This window comes from Pedobacter ghigonis (genome assembly GCF_903166585.1).
Taxonomy (GTDB): Bacteria; Bacteroidota; Bacteroidia; order Sphingobacteriales; family Sphingobacteriaceae; genus Pedobacter; species Pedobacter ghigonis.
On record NZ_CAESCM010000009.1, the window covers coordinates 81,380 to 100,901 of the forward strand.

17 protein-coding genes are annotated in these 19,522 nt (G+C 41.5%); 4 read left to right on the plus strand and 13 right to left on the minus strand.

All coding sequences use genetic code 11. From position 1 onward, the window contains the following. Positions 1-366: 366 nt before the first annotated feature. The 8 genes from HWV58_RS13970 to miaB form a co-directional block, all read right to left on the minus strand. On the minus strand, positions 367-1,377 hold the full coding sequence (locus tag HWV58_RS13970; protein ID WP_175634696.1) for an inorganic phosphate transporter: 1,011 nt from the start codon (positions 1,375-1,377) through the stop codon (positions 367-369). 12 nt (positions 1,378-1,389) lie between these two features. Next, positions 1,390-2,031, minus strand: a complete 642-nt coding sequence (locus HWV58_RS13975) for a DUF47 domain-containing protein (RefSeq protein ID WP_175634697.1) — start codon at positions 2,029-2,031, stop codon at positions 1,390-1,392. A gap of 189 nt (positions 2,032-2,220) precedes the next feature. Next, positions 2,221-3,246, minus strand: coding sequence for a sensor histidine kinase (locus HWV58_RS13980; RefSeq protein WP_124558860.1), 1,026 nt, complete (start codon positions 3,244-3,246; stop codon positions 2,221-2,223). A gap of 145 nt (positions 3,247-3,391) precedes the next feature. Further along, the gene (gene secG, locus HWV58_RS13985) at positions 3,392-3,754 is read right to left on the minus strand and encodes a preprotein translocase subunit SecG (RefSeq protein ID WP_175634698.1); all 363 of its coding nucleotides are present in this window, start codon (positions 3,752-3,754) and stop codon (positions 3,392-3,394) included. Between the two features lie 13 nt (positions 3,755-3,767). Beyond that, positions 3,768-4,790, minus strand: a complete 1,023-nt coding sequence (locus HWV58_RS13990) for a hypothetical protein (protein WP_175634699.1) — start codon at positions 4,788-4,790, stop codon at positions 3,768-3,770. A 74-nt stretch (positions 4,791-4,864) separates the two neighbouring features. Further along, a complete protein-coding gene (locus HWV58_RS13995; RefSeq protein WP_317174803.1) occupies positions 4,865-5,377 on the minus strand; it encodes an LptE family protein in 513 nt (170 codons plus the stop codon). Between the two features lie 55 nt (positions 5,378-5,432). After that, entirely contained in the window at positions 5,433-6,680 is a 1,248-nt protein-coding gene (locus tag HWV58_RS14000) for a sigma 54-interacting transcriptional regulator (RefSeq protein WP_175634700.1), read from the minus strand. Between the two features lie 95 nt (positions 6,681-6,775). Beyond that, positions 6,776-8,191 carry a tRNA (N6-isopentenyl adenosine(37)-C2)-methylthiotransferase MiaB gene (gene miaB / locus HWV58_RS14005; protein ID WP_175634701.1) on the minus strand — a complete coding sequence of 472 codons (1,416 nt, stop codon included), beginning with the start codon at positions 8,189-8,191 and terminating at the stop codon, positions 6,776-6,778. A gap of 245 nt (positions 8,192-8,436) precedes the next feature. Here miaB and HWV58_RS14010 point away from each other — a divergent pair, with 245 nt between their 5' ends. The 4 genes from HWV58_RS14010 to HWV58_RS14025 all read left to right on the plus strand — a co-directional run bounded on the left by HWV58_RS14010 (position 8,437) and on the right by HWV58_RS14025 (position 13,658). Beyond that, positions 8,437-10,224: an AsmA family protein gene (locus tag HWV58_RS14010; RefSeq protein WP_175634702.1), complete on the plus strand. Its 1,788-nt coding sequence runs from the start codon at positions 8,437-8,439 to the stop codon at positions 10,222-10,224. Between the two features lie 64 nt (positions 10,225-10,288). Then, a complete protein-coding gene (locus HWV58_RS14015; protein ID WP_175634703.1) occupies positions 10,289-12,097 on the plus strand; it encodes a hypothetical protein in 1,809 nt (602 codons plus the stop codon). Between the two features lie 47 nt (positions 12,098-12,144). Beyond that, on the plus strand, positions 12,145-12,702 hold the full coding sequence (locus HWV58_RS14020) for a LemA family protein (protein ID WP_175634704.1): 558 nt from the start codon (positions 12,145-12,147) through the stop codon (positions 12,700-12,702). Beyond that, a complete protein-coding gene (locus HWV58_RS14025) occupies positions 12,702-13,658 on the plus strand; it encodes a DUF3137 domain-containing protein (protein ID WP_175634705.1) in 957 nt (318 codons plus the stop codon). Before HWV58_RS14020 ends, HWV58_RS14025 begins: the two co-directional genes overlap by 1 nt. 107 nt (positions 13,659-13,765) lie before the next feature. On the opposite strand, the gene HWV58_RS14030 is transcribed toward HWV58_RS14025, so the two are convergent. From HWV58_RS14030 to HWV58_RS14050, 5 genes are read right to left on the minus strand one after another with little or no spacing between them, the layout of a single operon-like run. Continuing rightward, positions 13,766-14,131, minus strand: a complete 366-nt coding sequence (locus HWV58_RS14030; protein ID WP_175634706.1) for a response regulator — start codon at positions 14,129-14,131, stop codon at positions 13,766-13,768. 25 nt (positions 14,132-14,156) lie between these two features. Continuing rightward, positions 14,157-14,741, minus strand: coding sequence for a chemotaxis protein CheB (locus HWV58_RS14035; RefSeq protein WP_175634707.1), 585 nt, complete (start codon positions 14,739-14,741; stop codon positions 14,157-14,159). Next, complete coding sequence (locus HWV58_RS14040) at positions 14,726-15,544, minus strand: CheR family methyltransferase (RefSeq protein ID WP_175634708.1); 819 nt, start codon at positions 15,542-15,544, stop codon at positions 14,726-14,728. Before HWV58_RS14040 ends, HWV58_RS14035 begins: the two co-directional genes overlap by 16 nt. A gap of 2 nt (positions 15,545-15,546) precedes the next feature. Then, the gene (locus HWV58_RS14045; protein WP_175634709.1) at positions 15,547-15,918 is read right to left on the minus strand and encodes a response regulator; all 372 of its coding nucleotides are present in this window, start codon (positions 15,916-15,918) and stop codon (positions 15,547-15,549) included. A gap of 6 nt (positions 15,919-15,924) precedes the next feature. Continuing rightward, positions 15,925-19,515, minus strand: a complete 3,591-nt coding sequence (locus HWV58_RS14050) for a response regulator (RefSeq protein ID WP_175634710.1) — start codon at positions 19,513-19,515, stop codon at positions 15,925-15,927. Positions 19,516-19,522 lie beyond the last annotated feature (7 nt).

Consider the following 19,522-nt stretch of genomic DNA (forward strand, 5'->3'; position numbering starts at 1 on the left):
ACTTTACGTCATTCCCGTGAAAACGGGAATCTTAAAACTTCAAGTATGGATCATTAGCCTTTATTCTGTATTCAGATTACCATCCATCCGATAGCCATCATAAGCACAACACCATTCCACTTTACGTCATTCCGTGAAAACGGGAATCTTAAAGCTTCAAATATGAATCAATAGCCGTTATTCTGCATTCAGATTGACATCCGATAACTATTGGGTCAAGCTGTAAATGACGGTAGGACTAAAGAGATTGCAAATCACTTTGTGCCCTCTGCGAAAAGACTTCGCATGCTTTGCGGTAAATTGTCAACAAAAAAGACCAAAGCTTTTGGCCCTGGTCTTTCTGAGTATATTAAAGGATTTTGTTTTTTATTTTAAGTAATAGATCACCGCGTAAATAATAGCTGCCAGTGTAGCTGAAACCGGGATGGTTAAAATCCATGCCCATATCAGGTTAATGGTTACACCCCAACGTACAGCCGATACACTTTTAACTACCCCCACACCTACAATAGAACCCGTAATGGTGTGCGTAGTTGAAACCGGGATACCAAAGTGTTCGGTAATACCTAGCGTTACCGCACCAGCACCTTCGGCAGCAACACCTTCAAGTGCTGTTACCTTGGTAATTTTCGATCCCATGGTTTTCACAATTTTCCAGCCACCACTCATCGTGCCTAATGCTATGGCAGAGTAACAGGCAATTGGCACCCATGCAGGCATAGATTCGAAGTTAGGAATCACTTTTGATGCAATTAAGGCTGTTGCAATAATACCCATTACCTTTTGAGCATCGTTACCTCCGTGGAAGAAACTTAGCGCCGCAGATGACAAAAGCTGCAGACGTTTAAACCATTTTTCGGCTGTTGCCGGCTTGGCGTAACGGCACACGTTGATAATAATGAGTGTTAAAACCACTGATATTACCATACCGATTATCGGAGCCAATACAATAAAGGAAACAATTTTAATTACATAACCCATATTTACAGCATCAAGCGGACTTGCGCCTGTAAGCAAGGCATGTGTCATACCGGCACCTGCAAAACCACCAATTAAGGTGTGCGATGAGCTGGAAGGGATACCATACCACCAGGTTAACAGGTTCCAGATAATTGCAGCTACTAAACCTGCAAGAATAACCTCTAATGTAATGTAGTTTTCAATAACAGTTTTAGCCACTGTATTGGCCACTTTGTGGTCGGTAAAATAAAAGTAAGCAGCGAAATTGAATAACGCAGCCCATAAAACCGCCTGAAAAGGCGTAAGAACTTTTGTAGAAACAACTGTTGCAATCGAGTTAGCGGCATCGTGAAAACCGTTAATGTAATCGAAAGCAATAGCCAGAATTACAACAACAACCAGTAAGGTAGTTACCATGTTTGTTTTTTATTAAGCGTTTTTAACCAAGATAGTTTCAAGCACATTCGCTACATCCTCGCACTTATCTGTTGCTTTCTCTATCGTTTGTAAAACCTCTTTTTGTTTAATTAATTCAATTGCATTGGTTTCGTATTCGAATAAACGGGCTACCGCTAATGTAAATACATAATCAGCCTGGTTTTCGCCGCTGTTAATGCGGATACAAGCATCGGCAATAACACGGATATTTTTGAAATTGCGTAATTCTTTAATCGCTTTATCAATATCGGTACACATTTCTACCAAAAGCTCGGCAATTTTAACAATTGGCTCGTTAATGGCGTTCATGTTGTACATCTGCATGCGATTAGCAGTGCCATAAATGTAATCAGCAACATCATCAACAGCTGTAGCCAGTTGGTGAATGTCTTCGCGATCAAATGGAGTGATAAAGTTCCGGCTTAACTCAAGAAAGATTGAGTGGGTAATGTCATCACCTACGTGCTCAAGGCGTTCAATTTCTTTAAAAATGGCTTTTCTCTTTTCAGCGTCAGCTGTGCTCACCATTTCTAAAAGGGCTTCAGCAATTTTTAATGCATTGCTTCCTGCCTGCTCGAAAAGTGGGTGGAACTTTCTGTCTTGAGGCGTAAAGAACTTAAAAATATTGTTCATGTTAATTCTTAATATGTTGCAAAGCTACAAGCTCAATGTTAAGTTAATGTTAATTTCCTAATTATATTAACAAAAACTACATCAAAAATCATTTTACAATTAAGAATGTCAGGATTTTACGCCGTGAAGCACCTGCAGGCATGAACTAAATTTTAGATTGGGTTCCGAACAGTTAGAAACAGCGGGTACTTATCCTCCCTTTTGCAGGGTAAATGCAAAGGTTGTTCCGATGCCGGGCGTACTCCTTACCGATATGGTTTGCTGGTGGGCTTCTAAAATATGTTTTACGATGGCTAAGCCCAAACCTGTTCCGCCTACCTCGCGCGCGCGATGCGTATCGATGCGGTAAAACCGTTCGAACAATCTTGCCAAATGCTTTTCTTCAATCCCTATCCCGTTATCGGTAACTTCAATCAGCACCTGATCGTGCAATTCGAAAATCTTAATGGCCGTTTCACCTCCATCAATCCCGTACTTAATGCTGTTTACCATCAGGTTAATCAACACCTGGCGTATCTTTTCCCTATCTGCAGAAACGGGAGTTATGGCGGTATATTTATCTTTAAAGAAAAGTTTAATGTTTTTACTCTCTGCCCTGTCTTCCAGGTTTTCCATTACCTCTTTGGCCAGCTGTACAAAATCAAATTTCTGGTAATTAATCGGCGATTCGCCTGTTTCCAGCTTGGAAATTGCATCCAGGTCGTTAATCAGGTAGCTCAAACGCTCTACGTTGTTTTCGGCCTTTTTTAAGAACAATACTGCCTGATCGGGATCGTCTACCAAACAATCCTGCAAGGTTTCGATATAGCCCTGAATGGCAAAAAGCGGTGTTTTAAATTCGTGCGATACATTGGAAAGGAACTCCCGCCTAAACTGTTCCTGTTTTTTAAGCAAATCAATCTCTTTTTTCTTTGCGCCTGCCCACTCTTTCACTTCCTGTTCTACATCGTTAATGGGATCTGAACTTACGTATTCGCCAAGGGCATCTTTTAAATCTTTGCCTAATTTAAGGTTATGGATAAGCTTATAAATGAGTTTAATTTTGGTATAGATATATTTTTCGAGCAGATAATAAAAGACCAGGAAACTGCTTAGAAACGATACGCCAAAAGAGATAGCCAGATAATACCAGCTATGCTGAAAGTAAAAATTAACCATACCGATAGAAAGACCTACGGCAAGGGCAGTAAACAAAACCAGCACACTTAATTTCATGTGGCAATTTAAAGCTTTTATGTTAAATATGTGTTAACAGCTTTGCTTAAGTTCCCTGTCTGCTAACAAGCCGGTTTGGCAAGGGCGTAAACGCAAAAAGCTTTCCCTTTTTGGGGAAAGCTTTTCACATAAAATATTGTTGTTACTATTTTTTAGTAGAATCGGCTTTAGCAGGAGCTGGTGCAGCAGGTTTAGTGCTGTTTAAGTTTCCGCCAAGTGGTGATGGTGAAGGTGTTTTATCTAAACGCTCCTGAATAGCTGAATTTCCAACAGCTGCGCTACCACCGCTTGTCTTAGCAATTGTAGTAATTGATAAGGTTAAAACAACTATTGCCGTTAATAAAACCCACGATCCTTTTTCTAAAACATCGCCGGTACGTTGTACACCAAACATGTTACTAGTGCCACCGCCTGTTGCCAAACCACCGCCTTTAGGGTTTTGTACTAATACAAATAAGCCTAAAGCAATACATACAATAATTAATAAAATGATTAAAAAGGTTACCATGGTAATATTATTTTTAAAATTTCTTTTCTATAGATTGGATAAGGTCGGCAAAGTAACCACTTTTTTCTGGATATTTCAAACTTAATTTTTTATAAGTATCTATGGCTTTGTGGTAAAGCATTTGCTCGATGTAAATTTTGGCTAAAGTTTCCGAAACAAGGTCGTAATGATCTTCTGCACTTTTCTTGGCCTTATTTTCATTATCAATCAGTTCGGGTTTAGGCGGCTTAATGGTAGGGTCTTCTTTTAAGAACCGTTCGATAATTTCGGCACCTTTCACATCTTTCACTTCGGCAGCAGGATATTCGGCCAAATGGTCTGCTACTTCAAAAGGGGTTTGAATGTGAAAAATATGCTCGACATATTGCTGCTGAAACTCGGCCTTTTCTTGCGACTGAGCAGCTTGTGGCCTGATTGTTTGCTTCGCCGGCTTAGCCTGTGCATAAGGTTGAAAAATCTGCTCGTGCTCGGCCCTGGTTTTAGCCAGCCACCATAAAAAGGTATAGGGAAGCTCGTCGTCATCGTACTTAGAAACGAAATTCTTTTCCTGGATATCGGGGATTACCGTTTCAATTTCTGGTGCCGGAGCAACTACTTCTGTACTTGTTTTTTCTTCAAAAGCGAAGAAATCAATTGCCGATGCAGCCTCTATAAAAGAATGATCTACCGCAGGCAAATCTACCAGATGGTTATCTGAACCTGGTAAATGATCGGGGGTTTCTACCCCAACAGCCTCATTCTGACTTAAGATAACTGCCTCGGCCGGCTCTCCGATTTCTTCAAAAACTTCCTGCTCATCCAACTCAACAGTATCGGCTGCTTTAACCGGTACCATATTTAAAATGTGGAATAACACATGTCCCTGACCATATAATGCGGCTTTAGGTACAAATGCGGCATTGGCCCTTGCCAAAAGCAATTGAATGGGCTGCGCATAAGGAAACTGCTCTGCCATTTCCTGCAACATGGATGCATGCTCTGGACCAACCTTTCCGGGTTGCGCAAGTAAATCTGCCAGTAGCTGTTTGTTATCCATTATTGAGGTTTGCTGCTAAGTTAAAAAAATGTAGACGGGTTTTTAAAAATTTTGTGTTTAAGGGGCTGTTTTGCCTACCACTGTGCAAAAGCACGGTTAAAAATATCTTCTACCAACTGCTTGTTAATATTTTCGATAGCGCCCGGCAATAACGATTGAATGGGTGCACCACCTATCGGAAAATCGAAATACCGGGTAAAGCTCTCTTCAAAGCTCTCCTTTTCGTGTTCCTTGATGTTATTTTTATATTTTACCGAAACGGTAATGGTAAGCCTGTTGGCTCCTGAGGTTGGTGTAGCACTGTTTTGAAGTGCCACGGGTTTAATATCGTAGCCTGTAATCCTGCCCTCGAACGAGGCATCTGATTCGCCGGTAACCAGAATTAGTTTGGTTTGGGTACGAATCCGGTTCTTTAAAGCTTCTGTAAGCTGATTACTTAAGGTGGGTACTACCAGTGGCGCATTGTTTTCGAATAAACGAATAGCCACGTTTTTTAAGCCTGTTGTAGATGCTCCGCTAAATTTGTACGAGCATGAGCTCAATACAGCAGCAACCAATATCAGCGCAAGTATTTTAATTTTCATCATGATAGATTGTTATGCTTTTTTACAGCATGCTTATAACGGCAAGGGCGGCTTAAACTTATAAATTTAATTCTTTAATCTTACGGTACAGGGTCCGTTCTGATATACCCAGTTCCTGTGCAGCAAACTTACGCTTGCCTTTGTGCTTTTTCAGTGCTTTTTTAATCAGGTCAGATTCTTTATCAATCAGCGATAACGATTCTTCTACCTCCTCGGCATCGTGCGTAAAATAATCTGTATTGCTATTGCCGTTAATATTATTGTTGCTGGTTGCTGGTTGTTGTATGGTAAAAGCGTGCTCTTGTCCGGCAGGCAATTCTACATCTCTGTAAAGCTGATTAATATATTGTGGGTTATCGGCAAGCACGGTTGCAGTGTTACCGCCATGCTGGATAATTTCAGCAACCAATTTCTTCAGCTCCACCATGTCCTTTTTCATATCGAAAAGCACCTTGTACAAAATATCCCTTTCGGTAAAATCTTCTTTTGATTGAGCATTGATGGCCATTGGCAAATTACTACCCGCCTCGTTAGGGATATAATTTAAGATCGCCTGCCCGCTAACATTGCGGTCTTTCTCCAGCACGCAAATCTGCTCTGCAATATTTTTTAACTGACGCACGTTTCCGGGCCAGCTGTAGTTGGTTAAAATTTGAATCGCATCTGGCTCGAGGTGCAAGGCCGGACTGCGGTATTTATCGCTAAAATCGGCAGCAAATTTCCTGAACAACAAGTAAATATCTTCTTTTCGCTCCTGCAAAGCCGGGATACGCAAGGGAACAGTATTTAACCTGTAATATAAATCTTCGCGGAATTTGCCGTTTTTAACGCGGTTGTACACATCCACATTGGTTGCTGCAATAATACGCACATCGGTTTTTTGCACTTTAGATGAACCTACGCGCAAGTATTCTCCGCTTTCTAAAATCCGCAGCAAACGTGCCTGGGTACCTAAGGGTAATTCGGCTACCTCATCTAAAAAAATGGTTCCGCCGTTGGCTACTTCAAAATAACCTTTACGTGCTTCGTGTGCGCCGGTAAAAGATCCTTTTTCGTGACCAAAAAGTTCCGAATCTATGGTTCCTTCGGGAATGGCACCGCAGTTTACTGCAATAAAAGCACCATGTTTGCGGGCGCTCATCTGGTGGATAATTTGCGAGAATACCTCTTTACCGCTACCGCTTTCGCCGGTTATCAATACCGACATATCAGTAGGTGCCACCTGGCTGGCAATATCTATAGCACGGTTAAGCAAAGGCGAATTGCCAATAATACCGAACCGTTGTTTAATATTTTGTGTATCCATTCTTTAGTATCAAGTGCCTATCTTTAGTATTTAGTACCTAGTATCAAGACTGGGTATTTAAGATTATGTTTGCTTTCTGCCTTGGTCTTTTAGCTTTAAACTATCCTTCCAATCAGCGTAGCAGATGTACATTTCTCGATAAATACATTTGCATACTGGCCTGGTTTTACACCTTCAATAGCCGGGAAAATGGCCATTGCACCGCTATCTCCCCTGCCGCAATAATCTTTATCCGATTTTTTTGAAGTCCCTTCTATTAAAACACGAACGGTTTTTCCAACCCATTCCTGCAAACGCATTAACGAGTGAGCCTGTTGTTTTGCCAGAATTTCGGCCAGACGACGTTTTTTAACCTCTTCGGGGATATCATCCTCGAGTTTACGTGCAGCTAATGTACCCGGACGTTCTGAATAGGTAAAATTATAGGCAAAATCGTACTGCACATAATCCATCATACTCAGGGTTTCTTCGTGCTCTTCTTCTGTTTCGGTGCAGAAACCGGCAATAATATCGGTAGAGATTGCACAACCCGGAATAATTCTGCGGATAGCGTCGATACGGTTAATATACCATTCGCGGGTATAGGTCCGGTTCATCAACTCCAGCACACGGCTATTGCCCGATTGAACTGGTAAATGGATATAGTTGCAAATGTTATCGTATTTGGCAATGGTATGTAAAACTTCGTCGGTAATATCTTTAGGGTGCGAAGTAGAGAAACGAACCCTTAACTCAGGGCTAACCAAGGCTGTTTGCTCTAAAAGCTGCGCAAAATTTACAGTTTCAGTGCCGTCTTCCGAGGTCCAGATATACGAATCTACGTTTTGGCCTAAAAGGGTAACCTCGCGGTAACCGCCCTCGAACAAGGCTTTTGCTTCTTCAATAATCGAATGGGCATCGCGGCTACGCTCGCGACCACGGGTAAAAGGTACCACACAGAACGAGCACATGTTGTTGCAACCACGTGTAATGGAAATAAATGCGGTAATGCCATTGCTGTTTAAACGTACAGGGCTAATATCGGCATAAGTTTCCTCGCGCGATAAAAGTACGTTAACTGCTTTATGGCCACTTTCTACCTGCTCAATTAAGTTTGGCAGATCGCGGTAGGCATCAGGTCCTACTACTACGTCAACCAAACGCTCTTCTTCTAAAAATTTAGATTTTAAGCGCTCGGCCATACAACCCAAAACGCCAACAATTAATTTCGGATTACGGCGTTTTTCTACACCAAACTGCGACAGACGGTTTCTAACCCTGGTTTCTGCGTTCTCGCGGATTGAGCAGGTATTGATAAAAATCACATCGGCCTGGTGGTAATCCCCTGTGGTTTCAAATCCAGTTTCCGACAAAATAGAGGCAACGATCTCGCTATCGGCAAAATTCATTGCGCAACCATAACTTTCGATATATAATTTACGGGCATCGGCTTTTACTGGCGTATCTAAAATTAACGCTTCGCCTTGCCTTGCCTCATCATGCGTCTTATCTGGTACTTGTAAATCAATCATTATTTAAAAACATTTTGGGGATTGCAAAAATACACAAATAAAATTAAAAGTGACAAATTGACATATTTTGTTTAAATGTTTACAGTACGATTATGATCCCACGCTTTTCGTGTTAATACAGCATACCTTTCTCTGGCTTTTGCCAAAGCATATCCAACTTTGGTCTTTCCGCTTAGGCTTTAAGCTTTCTCCATATCAAAAACCTTTCTCCCTTACATCTGTTACGTATCAATTAAGCCATAAAAATGACAGCTCAACATAAAAACAAAGTTTGGATCTGGATTGGCAGTATCCTGGGGGTACTCATCCTGATTTTACTATTCGGTGCCATGTTTTTGAGCGCCAGGTGGAAACCCATCCTTACCGAAAAAATAAAGGCCGGGGTGTATAATGGTTCACGCCATCTCTACCAGATCGACTTTAAAAGCATTAACCTGAACGTAATTACAGGCAGCCTCGCCCTGCGCGATGTAACGTTAACACCCAATCCGTTGGTTTTCGACAGTTTAAAAGTGGCCAAACTAGCTCCTACACATACCTTCGAGCTGAAACTAAAGAAACTACAAATTAGCCGTGTTGGAATATTAACTGCCTACTTTAAAAAACAGGTAGCTGTAAGCGAAATCATTTTGCAGCAACCTTCAATCAATATGATTTATAATAAAGTGCCTAAAAAAGCTGATACCACTAACCACGAAAAAACACTTTACGATCAGGTATCGAAGATTTTTAAATCAATCCACGTTAAAGCAATTAGGATTGTAGATGCCGATTTCGATTATATTAACAAAACGGGGACTAAAAAGGTAAAAAACTCGATTAAGCACCTCGATATTACCGTAAACGATTTTTTACTGGATTCGCTCTCAGGCAGCGATACCGCCAGGTTCTATTACACTAACGATATATCCTTTCAGCTTGCAGGTTATAAATCCATCACCAAAGATAAAATGTATTCGATGACGGTAGATACCATTACCGGCTCTGCCAAATCAAAACGTATAACAGTTAAAGGCTTTACCCTTTTACCTCTGTACCCCGAATTAACTTTTGCCCGGAAATACAAAGTGCAGAAAGACCGCTACAATTTAGCTTTCGATAAAATAGAGCTTAATGGAGTCGACTTTATAGGCTTAAATACCGATCAAACGCTGCACGCCCGCTCGTTAAAAATTGGCCCGGCTAATGTAGAAGTGTTTATGAGCCGCGAATCGCCACCCCCACCGGGTTTTGATAAAGAACAAAACTACCCGCACATGGCCTTAAAACGGTTAAACCTGTCTACCATTATCGATACGGTAAAACTGAGCAAGGTGGATGTTAAATACTCTGAATACAACCCTGCCAGCAAAAAAACAGGAGCGGTAACCTTTAAAGATTTAACAGGATCCATTTTAAACGTAACCAACGATAGTACCCGCTTGAATCAACGCCATCATGCGCTTGCCGATCTCAACTCTCGCTTAATGGGTGTGGGGAAACTGAATGTAAAAATCGATTTTAACCTCACCGATCCCAACGGAGCCTTTAGCTACAGCGGAAACCTGGGCAATTTTGACCTCAAAAACTTAAACCCTTTATCAAAAGCACTGGGTTTAGTAGAAATAGAAAGTGGCGATGTACAGCATATCGATTTTAGGGCCGATGGCAATTTAAGGTCGGCGAGCGGATCGATGAACATGTTGTATAGCAATTTAAAAATCAAACTCCTTTCGGATAATATTGATGGAGAAGGAACAAAGGAAAAAGGCTTTTTATCCTTCCTGGCCAATACCATCCTGGTGAAAAATGAAAACCCGCAAAAGGGAGAGGCAGCCCGTAAGGCCAGTATGACCAATAGCCGCATCAATTCCGCATCGTTCTTTAACCTGATGTGGAAAACAGTTTTTGTGGGCATTAAAGATATTGTAGGTGTGAGCTTAGTGCCCGAAAAGAATCCGGTAAAACAGCAAAAAGTAATTGCCAAAAAGATAAGAGAACAAAAACGGGCAGACAGGAAGGAAGCCAGGGCGGCAAAAAAAGAAAATAACTAAGCCCAAATGCCTTGCAATTATGTTTATAACTGTATATTGCTATTAAAAATTGTCCCCGTTTTTGATGCCAGATACTAAAAGACATCGTTATAGAGTTCTAAAATGGATTACGGGCACCTTGCTTGGTGTTTTTCTGGTATTGGCCGGCATTGCCTGGTTTTTGAATGTAAAATCGCGTCCCATGCTTACCAGCCGCATCAAAACACTGCTTTATACATCGACCGATAGCTTGTACACCATTAGTTTTACCAAGGTAAGCACCAATATTTTTACCGGTAATGCCACGCTTCAAAATGTAAAAATCATTCCCGATCAAAAGCGGTATAAAGAATTGATAGCGCTGAAACGTGCGCCCAATAACCTGTATACGGTTTCACTAAAAAAGCTGGTGGTTAAACGCTTCCACCCTTTAACACTTTACCGCGAAAGAAAATTGCAGCTGGAAGAGGTTTTATTTGATAAGCCCGAAGTGAGCATGGTAAACCGGCAGTTTGCCTTTAACGAAGGCAGGGCTCCTCGTCCCATTAAATCGCCTTATGCCTTTATTTCCAAAAATCTTAAAGAGTTTAGTATCAAATCCATCAGGTTTAGGGATGTAAGCTTTAAGTACGTAAACAACAACCTTAAAAAAGAGGTTCCTTTTGCTATTGACGATCTGAATATTACCCTCACCGATTTACTGGTTGATTCTACCTCGGCAGAAGACCCAACCCGTTTTTACCTGCTTAAAGATATTGTAATTAACCTGAACGATTACGCTTACCGCACCCCCGATAAGATGTACGATATTAAGCTGGAGCAACTCGATTTCAGGGCCAGTACAGGCAAATTGCGGGTTAATCATTTTGCCCTTGTGCCTTTGCACGATGAAATGGCCTTTGGAAAAGTTGCCGGATATGCCCGCGAGCGTTTTAACATCAGCATGAACGATATCCTGTTTAATGGGATCGATATGCCGCTTTACATTAGCAAACAAGAACTTTGGGCAAAAGAAATGGCTATAGCAAATGGCTTTGTTTCGGTGTTTAGTCAAAAAGGACTCAAACAAAAGCCACAGGAGAATAAAATTGGCCGGTTTCCGCACCAGTTGCTGCAACGTGTTAATATGCCCATTTTGGTGCAAAAAATACAGGTGAAAGATGTAGGCATCAACTATGCGGTTTACAATAACGAAAGTAACCAGAAAGGGCAAATTACCTTTCAGCATACTTCGGGCTTTATCAAGAACGCCACTAACATCCAAAAAATTAAGGACATCAACCCCATAATGGATGCAAACCTTACTACCTACCTCTGTGGCCAGGGCAAGCTGGATGTAAACTTTATATTCGACCTTACGGCAAAAGATGGCACCTTCTCCTACAACGGAACGCTCCATAGTTTTAATGCCCGGGTATTGAACCAGATTACCAAACCCCTGGGCCTGGTACGCATTAACCGCGGCAACGTAGATCAGCTTAAATTCAATTTCAAGGCTAACGATTTGGGCGCAAAGGGCACGGTGGCTTTCTCTTACTACGATCTTTCGGTTGCGCTCATGCGGAACGACCCTGAAAAGGATCACCTGGTTACAAGAGGCCTGCTATCCTTCTTAGCCAATGCGCTGATCATCAAATCGGAAAACCCTGGTCCCGGTGAAAAGCTTGTTCCTTTAAACGTTAATTATACCCGCCCGGCCAATACCTCATTCTTTAGCATGATCTGGCGCAGCCTTTTTACGGGTATCAAATACAGTATTGGCATTACCGAAGAAAAACAGAACGAAGTAAAGGCGCATATTGCCAAATTTAAGGCCATGAGGGAAAGTCATTTGCAGAGAAAACAGAAAAGACTGGAGCGCCGCCAAAACCGCGAGCGGATGGAAAAACGTTAATTTGTAACCTTTGCATATATTTATACTCTAAACCAAAAATTACAGCTATGATTATTGCACTCATTATTATCGGAGTTATATTCCTTTTCGGAATTTTCTTTTACAACTCACTTATCGGAAAGAAAAACCAGGTTACCAATGCCTTTTCGGCTATTGATGTAATGCTTAAAAAACGTTTCGATCTAATCCCAAACCTTGTTGAAGTAGTTAAACAATACACCACTTACGAACAGGGAACCTTAACCAAAATTGTTGAACTGAGGGCCAAAGCTACCTCTGGAAACATTACACCCGCCGAAAAAGCCCAGTTAGACAGTGAGCTGAGCAGCAGCATGAAAGGTTTAATGGTGAATATCGAAAACTACCCTGATTTAAAAGCCAATACCAATTTTATAAACCTGCAAACCACCTGGACCGAAAGTGAGGAACAGATTGCCGCAGCCAGAAGAACCTATAATGCCAGTGTTACCGATTACAATAACGCCATTATGATGTTTCCGGGAAGTTTATTTGCGGGTATGCTTAACTTCCAGCCTACACCCGTATTAGAAACTGCCGCCGAAGAACGCAAAAACATTAGCGCAAAAGACCTTTTCAATAACTAATGCAATTCGGTATTGATGGAAATGTAGCCTTGCAGCAGGTGCTGGCTACAATGGAAATTGAGCGCAAAAAAATTGCCTCAACACAAACCAAAGGTTATATTTTTATTTTGCTGGGTATAGCCATAGCGGTTATTGGCTTCATACTGGGTTTCCCTATCCCTGCGGTTATTGCTGGCTTAATCCCTTTAATTTATGGTGCGGTGCTGCATTATAAAATCAGCGACAGTTTAAGGGCCTATAAAAATGCCTATAAACAGGATGTAATTGGTGCAGCCCTTAAATTTTTAGATGAAAGCTTAGCGCTACAGCCAGGTGCCGGCATTGATGTTTCTGAATTTGTTTATACCCAGCTTTTTACCCAAAACCCGGATCGTTATAATACTGAAGACCTAGTAACCGGATCTGCTGGCAAAACCAGGTTTTACTTTGCCGAGGTGCATGCCGAATACAAAACAGTAACGCAAACTAAAAATGGTACACGCACCGAATGGCACGACATTTTTAGAGGAATTATTTTTGCCGCCGATTTTAACAAAAACTTTAATGGTGTAACCATTGTGCGTCCGAAGGGCTTCGCCAATGCATTGGGCGCCTGGTTTTCGAAAAACATCTTCTCTTTTGGTGATAGTGATGTAGTAAAGCTCGAAAACCCAGACTTCGATAAAACCTTTATAACTTATGGCTCCGATCAGGTGGAGGCACGTTATATTTTAACACCGGCCATGATGGAGCGGATTTTAAAGCTTAACCACGAAACGAAATATGATATTACTTTATCTTTTATCGAATCGAGAATGTATATCGCTTTCCCGCTGAACCGGAATTATTTCGAAGCACCGGTGTTTAAATCTTTAATTAATGCCGAAGCCCTGAACGATGATATTACAGCCATTAAATTCATGTATGATATTGTACAGGAACTTGATTTGAATACACGCATCTGGGGGAAAGCTTAACTAAACTAAGGTATTTTTTACCACAGAGGGCACTATGTATTCACAGAGGACACAGAGAGTAAATTAGGTGTCTTTGCGCGCTTTGCGGTTAAATAACATAGCACCCTCTAACTCAAATGCTTTCTCACAATATCTTCCAGTGCGGCTATATCGAAAGGTTTTGATAAATAACTATCGGCACCAGCCTCGTCGGCCAGCGAAGAAATATCGTTATTGGCCGAAAAATAAATTACCGGTATATGTTTTAAATCTGGGTGACTTTTTAAAGCTTTTGTAGCCTGTATACCTCCCAAATCAGGCAGCCAGTTGTCCATAAAAATTAAATCGGGCATGTATTCGGCCACCTGCTTTTCTATATTGTTTGCGTTTTCAGATGTTTTGATTTCATAACCTGCATCTTCCAAAATAAATGTACATAGATCAAGGATATCCCGGTTATCATCAAAAACAAATACTTTCTTTACACCTGCCATATATATTAACCTCCTAAAAAGTAAATTAATTATTCAACTTATTTATATACGCGGCCATATCATGGCCATCCAAAACCACATGCGGCTGTACCTGCAGTACCGCCTGTTGGGGCATATACGGCATTATGGCCGTATTTGGATTCTGTATAACCACCATACCCCCAAAATTGTTTACACTTTTTAGCCCTTCTACCCCATCTGCATTAGAACCTGAGAGCAAAATGCACACCAAGCCTGCTTTAAAAACCTCTGCAGCAGACTGAAAGGTAACATCGATTGAAGGCCGGGAATAATTTATTTTTTCTGAATAATCGAGCGAAATACTGTGGTCTTCCTCAATCAGCAAATGATAATCAGCAGGTGCAATAAATACTTTTCCTGCTGCCAATAACTCTTTTTCCTCAGCTTCACTTACCAACAACGAAGTGCGGTTTCTAATCAAATCGGTAAGCAACGATTCGTTGCTGGCTTTGCGGTGTACCACCAGTATAATGGGGAAATTAAGGTCTTGCCGCAATTGAGGAAAAATTTCGAGCAGTACATCTAAACTACCGGCCGAGCCACCAATAATTAATGCGCTACAGGAGGCAGTATTTACAGTTTTCTCCATATCTTCTCCTGTTTAATCCTTTTATATGCTTTGGCTTTAGGCCAAAACTCTAAACTTTCCTTGCTCCCCAGGGCCAGATACCCCAAATTTTCGATACTATTATCGAAGAGGTTAAAAACCTTATGCTGCAGATCTTTATCAAAATAAATTAACACATTACGGCACAAAATGAGCTGAAACTCATTAAAAGAATGATCGGAAACCAGGTTGTGGGTAGAAAAAATCATTTTACTGCTCAAACACTCGTCAAATTTTGCCAGCGAATAGTTTGCCGTGTAATAGGTAGAAAAATCTTTCGTGCCGCCCGATTGCAGGTAATTTTCAGAATACTGTTTGAGGTAATTTAAAGGAAACATGCCCTTTTTTGCCTTTTCTAATACCGAGGGATTGATATCTGTGGCGTAAATAAGCGATTTGTTGAGCAGATTTAGTTCCTTTAACAGGATAGCCAGCGAGTAGGCTTCCTCGCCGGTAGAGCAGCCTGCAACCCAAATGCGGATGAAAGGATAGGTACCCAAAACCGGAAGCACATCGTTGCGCAAAGCCTTATAAAACGACGGATCGCGGAACATTTCGGTAACATTAACCGTAATTTCTTCCAGAAAACGCTTAAAATACTGTTTATCAGTTCGTACAGTGTATCGAAACTCAGCAAAGCTTACAAAGCTATCGAGCGCATAGAGCCGGGTAATCCTTCTTTTTATAGAAGCATGCGAATATTCGAGAAAATCATAGCCATGAGTTTCTAAGACATCGTTCAGCAACAGCTCCACCTGCTCATTATCTATCACTTCACTTATCACTGCTAATTGGTAAATTTTTCTATCTGCATTAACAATTCATCAACATTTATAGGCTTTGAAACATAGCCCGATGCACCTGCGCTGAGACAACGTTCCTTATCGCCAACCATGGCCTGCGCAGTTACCGCCAAAACAGGTATATTTTGCATTTTGGCCGATTTTTTCATCGCAGCAATAGCCTGATAGCCGTCCATATCGGGCATCATCATATCCATTAAAACAATGGCAACATTATCGTGCTGCTCTATGATAGCAAAACCTTCATGAGCACTTATAGCTGACAAACAATTAAATCCTTTGGCCTTTAAAACAGCTTTCAGGGCAAAAATGTTTCGATTGTCATCATCAATAATGAGAATTAACTTTTGAGGCATAACAGATTAAAATGATTTATGATGATTTTCGTACAGCCAAACCCGCAATAAAGAGATTAACTGGTCCATATCTACCGGTTTGCTGATATAGTCTGAAGCACCTGCTGCAATGCACTTCTCGCGATCGCCCATCATGGCTTTTGCCGTTACGGCCAGTATTGGCAGGTTGCGGTATTTAAGATCCTGCCTGATGGCCGTTGTGGTTTCGTAACCATCCAGTTCGGGCATCATCATGTCCATTAGCACCACATCTACATCGGCGTTTTCGTTTAAGAGTTTTAGTGCTTCTTTTCCATCTGTAGCGGCCAAAACTTTCATCTGGTGTTGCTCCAGCATCTTTGTTAACGAAAAGATGTTGCGCACATCATCATCAGCAACCAAAACGGTTTTCCCTTTTAACACATCCTGCAACTCCGAGAATCTCTTCGTGATTTTAGTTTTCTCTTTGCTTTTTTCCTCTACCAGGTGCAAAAACAGCCCTGCTTCGTCTAAAATGCGCTGATACGAATGTGCGGTTTTTACCACGATAGAATCGGCATATTGTTTTATCCGGTTCTCTTCGCCTTTCGAAAGATTTTTGCCTGTGAAAATAATAATCGGCAGATTTTCCAAACCTGGTGTCTTTTTCACAACCTCTAGCGTTTCATAAGCATGTTTGTCGGGGATGCCCATATCCAGGATTACACAATTTACCTCTGGTTTGTGCAAAGCCGAAACACTTTCGTTTACCTGATTTACAATTTCTGTCTGGATGCTAAAATTGCTTAAGAAATAACTCAACGCCTTGGCGTGTTGCTCATTTTCTTCAACAATAAGCACCTTTTTCGGGTGGCGACTTAAAGCATGTTCCAGTTTGGCAAAGATTTCCTGCATGTGCTCAAAAGCAAATGGCTTATTGATGAAATCAACCGCTCCTTTTAACAAACTTTCTTTCTTTACCTGTAACGACGACATAATGTGCACCGGAATCGGTCGGGTTGAAGGATCTGATTTCAGTTCTTCCATCACCTGCCAGCCATCTTTAACCGGCAGCTGAATATCGAGCAGTATGGCCAGCGGTTTATAGGTTTTAGCCATTTCAATCCCTACATCGCCACGTACAGCTACCAATCCTTTGTAATTTCTTTTCCGGGTAAAATCTAGTAGGGTTTTGGCAAAAGGCGTATCATCCTCTACAATCAGAATCACTTTATCATCAGGCTGGATATTCGCTCTATCGTCTTCAATTTCCTGTGGGATATTGGCTACGGTTAAAGGATTTATTTTCTTTGCCGCGTGTTCTGCAACTGTGGTTGCTGGTTGGTCTAAGCTGGCAATTACGCCATCAAAGCCTTTATTTTTATCGATAGGCAAAGTTAACGTGAAAACACTGCCCTCGTTTTCCTTACTTTTCAATTCGATGTAACCACCCAATAGTTTAGCCAGCTCACGACTGATAGACAGACCTAAACCAGTACCGCCAAATTTACGGCGGGTAGAACCATCTGCCTGTTGAAAGGCCTCGAAAACCATTCCCTGTTTTTCGGGTGCAATACCCACACCAGTATCAGTAACTTTAAACACCAGGGCCGCCAGCTTATCATTTTTTTCGATCGAAAAGGTTACCGTACCTACGGTGGTAAACTTAATGGCATTCGACAGTAGATTTTTAATAATCTGCTCTAAACGCATTTTATCGGTATGGAAAAACTCAGGCACCTCTGCCGATTTCTCAATTTCGAATGTTAAGTTTTTATCTCTGGCCAAAGGGTTAAAGAGCGAACGCATGTTAAGCACAATATCGTCCACTTTGATGTTGGTACGATCGAGCTCCATTTTGCCCGCTTCTATTTTAGAGAGATCCAAAATCTCATCAATTAAGCTCAACAAGCCCTGTCCCGAGCTTTGAATCACCTCGGCATACTCCTGATGTTCGCGGTCCATGGCTTCATTTTCGGCCATTAACCTCGATAAAAGCAGAATCGAATTGAGTGGCGTTCTTAACTCATGCGACATGTTGGCTAAAAACTCAGATTTGTACCTCGTGCTTAATTCTAAAGCTTCGGCTTTTTGCTGAATTTCGACATTCCGCTCTTCAATCAGTTCGTTTTTCTCTTCCAGCAAACTGCTTCTTTCTTCCAGCTCCTGGTTGCTTTGTAATAATTCTTCCTGTTGTACCCTAAGCTCCTCTTCACTTGCCTGCAGTTTCTGCGCCTGTGCCTCGAGCTCGGCATTTAAACCCTCCAGCTCGTTGTGTTGTACCTGCAGCTCTTCGGATTGCGCCTGTGTTTCTTCCAGTAACTGCTGCAATTTCTGACGGTTCTGCGCGCCCAGCAATGCAGTACCTACATCCGTTGATACCAGGTTCAAAAAGTGAAGCTGTAAATCGGTGTATTTGCCAATGGTACCCAACTCCAAACCACCGATAGAGATTTCGTTTCTAATGATAGGCAGTACAATTAACTGTGCAGGCTTAATGTTACCTGTGGCATGGCTAATGGTTAGCTCATTCTGAGGCACATCATCAAGCAGGATTGGTTTACCAGATTTTACGGCCTGGCCAATCAAGCCTTGTCCTATTTCCAAAGTCTGGGTTAAATTTTGTCCCTGCAAGGCATATTGCCCTTTTAAATGCAGGTATCCGTCGTCTTTAAAAAGATACAAAGCACCAATCTGGCTTTTGGTATAAGTGGCCAGAAAGGCAATAATATCTTCGGCCAGGTGGAAAACATCCTTCTCGCCAACCATCTTAACGTTTAGATTAGCTACACCTGTTTGCAACCATTCATTTTCTTCGAGGATATCGAACGATTTTTTTAGAGAGGTAGACATGGCATTTAACGATTCGGAAAGTTCGCCCAAATCGTCGCGGCTCTGGCTGTCGAGCCTTACGCCATAGTTACCGGTAGAAATCTGATGTGCAATTTCTTTAATGGCAACAATACGTTTTTCCATTTCATATTTTTTCTCTTCGAGTTCATTCTGAAGCTTAACGCGTTCATCAAAATCGATAGAAACTTTTCTATAAAAAAACAGCGTAATGAGCACAGCCAGTAAAGCAGCTACCAATATTAAAACCGGCGTATAAGACGTTAGTTTATTGAGTTCGATGGTACGGGTTTCTAACAATCTTTTTTCTTCGCTAACCATTTTTGCAACAACAGCCCTTGCCTGGTCCATGTAGGTTTTGCCCTGCAACAGCACGGTAGGATCGATTTGCCCCCCCAGCGATTTAATTTCGATGGTAGAAGTTATGATATTTAGCCTGCGGGCCATGATATCTTTTAGCGCTTTAATATTTTTCTGCTGCTCCGGATTATCCTTCGTTAATACCTGCATTTTGCTTAAAGCATTCATGGCGGTATCGGTAGAGCCATAGTAGGGCTGCAAAAAGATCTTATTTCCTGTTAAAAGGTATCCCCGCTGACCGGTTTCGGCATCTTTTAGGGTGGAGATTACGCCTTCAGCACTTAAAATCACCTCATCGCTGTGTTTTACCAGATCGGTACTTTTTATGAGGTTGCTGATGCTGGTGTACGATGCCAGCGAACTGATAAACAGAATAATCAACGAAAGGCCAAGGCCTAAACGCAGGTTATTTTTAAGTGTTGTTTTCATTATTGGA